Consider the following 6,703-nt stretch of genomic DNA (forward strand, 5'->3'; position numbering starts at 1 on the left):
TAGGGACAAGGCAATAGGCACAAGGCAAAGCGTGTTAAAATGTTTTTAACGACCACGGACAAGCATTTTTCCCAAAGCCCACCGCCGAAAGCCTATACTTGACTTTTGATTATTAATATATTATAATCACTGGTATACTATTAACCTGATTACTGGACAAATTTGAAGTTACTAGTTCAAGACTTAGTCTTGGACTCATTTTTTTAACAGTTTTAAACTGTTTTTAAATATTCATTGAAAATTCTAAATACCTTTTCTCATTTTGTCCAGTAATCAGACTATTAACTAATAAAGTCTTCCGTACTTACAATATGCATAGTGTCTGTAGCCTCGAGAGTATTATACTTAAAATCCGCTATTTCTTCTTTACAAAAATCATTGTCAAAAGTAAAATAATCTCTTTTTGTAAGTTAAAAATAAGAATCATCCTGAATAATTAGAGGGGGACTTTTCTCCAATTTTTCATCAAAAAAAGCGGTCAGAAAATGTATTCTGACCGCTTTTTTGATGAAACTAATATTTTACTTGCATTGGTACACAAGCATTGCCTCTCTTCTGCTGGAATAAACATTTGATAATAATCCTTCTATTGTCAATAACTCATGTTTGGGATGATATACCGAAATGTTTGACTGCTTATTTTTCGCCTCCAATTTTTCCAATTTCTTTATCCAAGGCAAACTTACCTGTAGCACTTTCTACATCAATCAAATCAAACAACTCTAGTGCACGACGCGCGTTTTTCTCTTCTTCTCTCTGTTCTACCACATACCACATCATGAATTGCTCGGTAGCATAATCGTTTTCTTCGCGACATTTGGCTACAATCTTATTGATTGCATTAGTTACCGCAATTTCACTTTGTAATGCAGCTTCAAATACGCTTTTGAAAGAAGGATATTCTTGAATTACCTCACCGATTGTAGGAGTGATAGCTGTGCCTCCAACTTCGTTGATGTATTTGAATAACTTAAGGAAATGTTCACGCTCTTCCTCCGCCTGAGCATAAAGATACTCAGCAGATTTTTCGAATCCATTACGGTCTAGCCAAGAAGCCATCGCTAAATACTTTTGCGAAGCCTCGGCTTCCATCTTACATTGTGCGTTTAGAGCGATTTCTATTTCTTCTTTTAAAGAAGTTCTTTGTCTCATCAAATCTTTCATATCCTGATATAGCTTAATTTGTTATTACAATTATAATAACATATTTAGGATAAAAGTTTTAAACTTGGGGATTTTTGATAAAATTTGGAATTATTCTAATTATATTTAACCTTATGCCTCGTTGAAATCTTTCATTTGCCTAACCTGAAAAGACTAGACTGGCATTCGACATAACCACATTCAAAATACCTTATTATAAAATATTATGAGAACCAAGGATGAAGTTAAAGAGAAAATGATTTTGGAAAAGGCCTTAACCATGATTTCCAAAGTTGGGCTTTCTGGCTTAAAAATGAGTATACTAGCCAAAGAAGTTGGAGTAGCTACTGGAACTATCTACATTTATTTTAAGGATAAAAGGGAGTTAATCAATCACTTGTATCTGTATTTGGTCAGGAAAGAAACAGAATTGTCATTTGAAAATGTCTATCAAGATGGGAGCTTTGAATGTAAATTCAAATCGGCTTTAGATAAATATATTCGTAGAGTCGCTACCAATCCTGAGGTTCAGATATTTTTTGAGCAATATGCTAGATCGCCTTACAACGAAGGCGATAATGATGCCATTATTGAGGAGGAAAACAAGGCGCTAAGACCTTTATTTGATTTAATAGAAATGGGACAGAATGAAGCTTTAATCAAAAATATCTCTTCCAATTTGATTATCATGATGTTGTGTGGAGCTGTCGGCGAGTTGTCTTGTCAGGTTCAACATTTGAATCAAACCGAAATTAACGCTTGTATTGATATGATGTGGGACGCCATCGCGATTCATTAAATACTTAGGCAAGTTTAAGTAAGCGAGTAAAATTAGATTTTAGTTGTCAAGCTGTAGGCATTAGGCAAAGAATGTAAAATGGTTTTTTAGTGACGCTAACTATGTTTTTTGCCGAATGCCCTAAGCTGAAAGCTAAAGAAAAAAGATGATTTTTATGAAATGTTAAAAACTTAATGCCTATTGCCTAACTTAATCATTTCTTTGTGCCTTGTTTACAATGGTCTTTACAACATCGTCCAGCTCTTGAGCAGAGCTTTTTAGGTCGTTCAGAAGTTGGGAAGTTTCTTCGTCTAATTCCACCTCAGTTACCTCTAAAAAGTCAACAATTCCAAGAATCTTCGCTAAGGGTTGTCTCACTGCGTGAGACTGAAACCAAGCAATTTCTTGTAGTTGGTTGGTTTGTTTGTCTATTGTTTCCATTTTTTGCGTTATATCCGAGATGTCTTTTGCAAAACAAGCCACCCCTGTAATATTTCCCTGATGGTCATAAATCGGGTTGAAGTTTACAATAGCTTTAAGGCTTTTTCCTCCTTTATGATAAGACTCCCAATCTTCGATAACAGAGTGAGGTTCGCCACTCATACATTTTTTATAGTACTCAAACCACCGATTTTTTATTTCTTCACTCAGATTTTCTCTGACGACTTTTAAGTCTAAAATCGAGGTACTCCCTACCAAATCTGCCAACATTGCATAGTAGGCTTTATTTGCAATAGTAACGTTGTAATCTTTATCTACAGACCAAATAAGTTCGGAAGTAGCATTAATAATAGCCTCTAGGTTTTTTTGCATTGTAGCAATTGCAAGGCTATGTTCTTTGGCAAGAGTTATATCTCGTATATACACCGTTAATCCCTCGTTTGAAGGATAAGCAGTTGATTCAATCCAAATTTTTTGTGTAGAAATGTAGGTTTCCAAAAATAAGGAACTCTGCAATTTTGAAGCATTTTGAATAAGAGCAGCAAGTTCAGGTGCTTGATTTTCGAGCAATTCCAAGCAGTTTTGGTTGATGATAACCTTTTTAGGAATACCCAAAATTCGTTCAGCCGAGGCGTTCCAATAACTTACGTTCCAATTTTTATCTATGGAGATAAACCCATCGGTAATACTTTCGAGCATATTGCGGGTTTGGTCGGCATTCTTTAAAATTAAATCAGTCTGAATCTTGAGTTCAGTCACGTCTCGACCAATAACAAAAACTTGTTTCCCGTTTGGGTCTGGTACTGCAACCCATGCAAAATGCCTATACTCGCCTGATTTTGTTTTATACCTATTGGCATGTGCTCTGACAATTTCACCCTGATATAACTTTGCTATTTGTTCCAGAGAAGATTCCATATCTTCAGGATGAATCAAATCAGCGAACTTATAACTTTTCAGCTCTTCTACGGAATACCCAAGAACTGTTGAAAAAGCAGGATTGGTTTTGATTAAATATCCGTTTTTATCGGCAATACAAATGAGGTCGGCTGAGTAATTGAAAAGACTTGACAACTCTTCGCGAGCCTTAACTTTCTCAATTAAGTTGCCGAGGGTACTTGCAACATTTGATAATATGGTAACCAAATAGGAATCATAAGATACTTTTTGGTCTGTTATCAAAATGATGATACCAAGAATTTGGTCACTTCCAGGTGCTTCGAATATAGGAATTGATACAGCAGTATAGTTAAGGCTGGGGTCTAACAATTCCTGTCGGCTAAAGCTTTCATGATAATAGAGATTGTCAAACCAAAAAGCATTTTTTTCTAACCAAGAATTATTTGAAATACTCCTTTCTTTAAAGCCTCTGGCTCTATTTCGGGACATTTCCGCAAAATTGACAAATTGTGGGTTGTTTGGATCAGCGGAAGCACTCGCAAGAAATAAAACTTGATTCTGCGAATCGGGAAGCCAAAACTCTACAACTTCCCAACCTGTAAACAATCGTATATTGTTGCTGATGGCGGCAAGTGTTTCTTTCAGTGTAAAAGCGTCTTTGATAGAAGATAATATTCGACTATTCAATTCATTTTCTCTGTTCTTTAGCTCCGTTTCGGTAACATCATTGAAAATATGTAAATGGATTCCTTCTCTAAGATTTGCAACCCCACGCCATGAAGCAATTTTTGTGAGTTTATTTTCAGATTTGATAGAAATTTTACCTTCATGCTTGCCAATTTCTTGAAATTTCTTCCAAAGGCTCTCAAAAGGTGTATTAAATTCAGGAGAGGCAATTTGAGAAAGCGCTTTATTTTGTAATGATGATTTCGAAGAGTTAAAAAGCTCTTTGGCTGCTCTATTTCCTTCCAGTATGATGCCTTCGTTGTTGGTCAGAAGGATAGCATCTGTTGAATTTTCAAAAATTAAAAAGAGTTGTTTGGAGGCAACATTTCGTTCTTGTTCCGCCTTTACGCGAGAGGTTACATCGTGTGCTAATACCAAAACAGCCTCAGTATTTTTGTAAATCGTATGATGGGAGGTAAGTTCGACATAAATAATCTCCCCCGATTTGGTCTTGTGTGTTTCGGTAGGTAGTGTATTTACAGCTTCGGATTCGGGAAGTTTTATGGCAAGCTGCTCGATGTTGAGTTGATAAAACTCTTTGGTGGAATAACCATATTTTTGACAAGCTGCTTTGTTTACCTTAATAAATTTTTTACTCTCAGGATTATACAGCCACATGGGTAGTGGATTTGCATCAAATAGTTGTTTGTAATCGTTGGCAACTCTTTTAAATCGATTTCTGAGATTTTGTCTTTCGCGGGCAAAGAAAAGGTTTTTTTCAATATCTTGATTAATAAAGTCATGCAGCAAAAGACAGTCTTGTACTCCTGCCTCGAGTAAGAGCTTCTGGGTAGCAGGATGTAAGATATCACAAAGCGCAATCAAAGTTGAGCTGGCAAATAATTTAGAAACAAATTCAGTTTGTTTAAAAATCAATTTTTCAGTTTGAATCGCTGTAACATCAATGAATATATAATCTGGCTTAGATTTTATTAAAGACTTTAAAAATCGAGTTTCGTATAAATCAAAATGGCCTGAGGAAAGAATTCCCAAGCTTTGTAGTTTTTGATTTATGAGACTTATAGTTTCAGTGTTCTGACTTAAAGTAAGGGCTTTTCGAAACATAATATTGGCGGTGATAAAGAATTAAGCCTATTAGTCAAATATACACTTTTTTAATAATTAAAGTATCATGTTTACCGAATATACTTTCAATTAGTGAAGATTTTTTGGTATGAACGGAAGAAATTGCTATCTGTGTAAATTTTGACATAAGATTACCTGCAAAAACTCATAAAAAAACATTTGATTTTAAGTATATTGAAAGTAAACTATTCAAAAACTATGAAAAGACGAGAATTTATCAAATTATCAACCTCTGCTAGCCTTGCTTATTCGAGCTTACCGCTTTTGCCAGCTCTCTCTCATAAAAATTACCGATACAAAACTGCCCTCATAGGTTCAGGTTGGTGGGGTATGAATATTCTGCGTGAAGCAATTAGGGCAGGAGAGTCCCAAGTCGTTGCCTTGTGCGATGTCGATGAAATGCAGCTGACAAATGCCCAAAAAGAGGTCACAACGTTGTGTTCTGATAGTCCTAAGCTATATCGAGATTTCCGGGATTTGTTGCATAAAGAAAAACCAGAAATTGTGATTGTAGCAACACCCGACCATTGGCACCCCTTGATTGCTATCGCAGCGATGAGCAGCGGAGCCCATGTGTATGTTGAAAAACCGATTGGACATACGATAATGGAGGGAAGGGCGATGGTCAATGCTGCTCGAAAATATGATAAAATTGTACAAGTGGGTACGCACAGGCGGGCTTCGCCTCATAATATTTCTGGAATGAATTTTATTCGCTCAGGAAAGGTAGGACAAATCGGGATGATACGTGCTTTTGTGCACTATGGAGGAGGCGCAGGTACAAAGATGCCCGATTCGGAGGTACCCAAAGGACTAGACTGGGATATGTATTGTGGGCCAGCCTCGTTGATTCCTTACAATGGACTGATTCATCCTAAAGGCTTTAGACAATTTTTGAATTTTTCAAATGGACAACTTGGGGATTGGGGAATTCATTGGATGGATCAGATTCTATGGTGCATGGATGAAAAATATCCTCGTAAGATTTATTCTACGATGGCTAGACATATCCGAAAGGATACTACTGATGCTCCCGATATGCAGTTAGTCAATTACGAATTTGAAAATTTCCATGTATCGTGGGAACATCGTTTGTTCGGCGCTAACGAAGCCGAACATACCAATGTTGGTTGTTACTTTTATGGAACAGAAGGCACCTTTCATATGGGTTGGCAAGATGGTTGGACTTTTTATCCTGCAAATAAAAATAAACCCATTTTACACGAAAACCCAACCTTAAACAAGCCTGATGATCAAAATATCCGGGAGTTGTGGCATGATTTCTTAAGCTCTCTCAAGTCGCATCAACTTCCTATGTGTGATATCGAAATTGGTCACCGTTCTACCAATATGAGTCTTTTAGGAATGCTTTCTGCAAAAGTAGGTAGAAGTATTGTTTGGGATGGTGAAAAAGAGCTAGTTCTAAATGATCCAGAGGCAAACAAATTATTGAGACGTGAGTATAGAAAACCTTGGGAGTACCCCTCGGTTTAGCAAAATTCTAAGCTCCAGCTTTATAAGAAATGTTGAGTATAATAGGCACTAGGGAAAAAGCACAAGGTAAATAGTGGTAAAATGTATTTCATGAGCTATCGGCCTATTGGCTCAAAATAACAAATTGATTTTAAT

General features: G+C 36.4%; 4 protein-coding genes. 2 read left to right on the forward strand and 2 right to left on the reverse strand.

Going from position 1 to position 6,703, the window contains the following annotated elements; genetic code table 11:
- Positions 1–636: 636 nt before the first annotated feature.
- The gene (locus tag ACOVQ4_RS18015; protein WP_421822006.1) at positions 637–1,164 is read right to left on the reverse strand and encodes a ferritin; all 528 of its coding nucleotides are present in this window, start codon (positions 1,162–1,164) and stop codon (positions 637–639) included.
- A gap of 205 nt (positions 1,165–1,369) precedes the next feature.
- Between ACOVQ4_RS18015 and ACOVQ4_RS18020 the strand changes: the two genes are divergently transcribed.
- Positions 1,370–1,942, forward strand: coding sequence for a TetR/AcrR family transcriptional regulator (locus tag ACOVQ4_RS18020; protein WP_421822007.1), 573 nt, complete (start codon positions 1,370–1,372; stop codon positions 1,940–1,942).
- A gap of 189 nt (positions 1,943–2,131) precedes the next feature.
- Here ACOVQ4_RS18020 and ACOVQ4_RS18025 read toward each other — a convergent pair whose 3' ends face one another.
- Entirely contained in the window at positions 2,132–4,864 is a 2,733-nt protein-coding gene (locus tag ACOVQ4_RS18025; RefSeq protein ID WP_421822008.1) for a PAS domain S-box protein, read from the reverse strand.
- A gap of 408 nt (positions 4,865–5,272) precedes the next feature.
- Here ACOVQ4_RS18025 and ACOVQ4_RS18030 point away from each other — a divergent pair, with 408 nt between their 5' ends.
- On the forward strand, positions 5,273–6,568 hold the full coding sequence (locus tag ACOVQ4_RS18030; protein WP_421822009.1) for a Gfo/Idh/MocA family protein: 1,296 nt from the start codon (positions 5,273–5,275) through the stop codon (positions 6,566–6,568).
- Positions 6,569–6,703: the final 135 nt, after the last annotated feature.

The sequence above is a fragment of the Flectobacillus sp. genome (assembly GCF_049240685.1).
In the GTDB taxonomy this organism is placed as follows: Bacteria; Bacteroidota; Bacteroidia; order Cytophagales; family Spirosomataceae; genus Flectobacillus.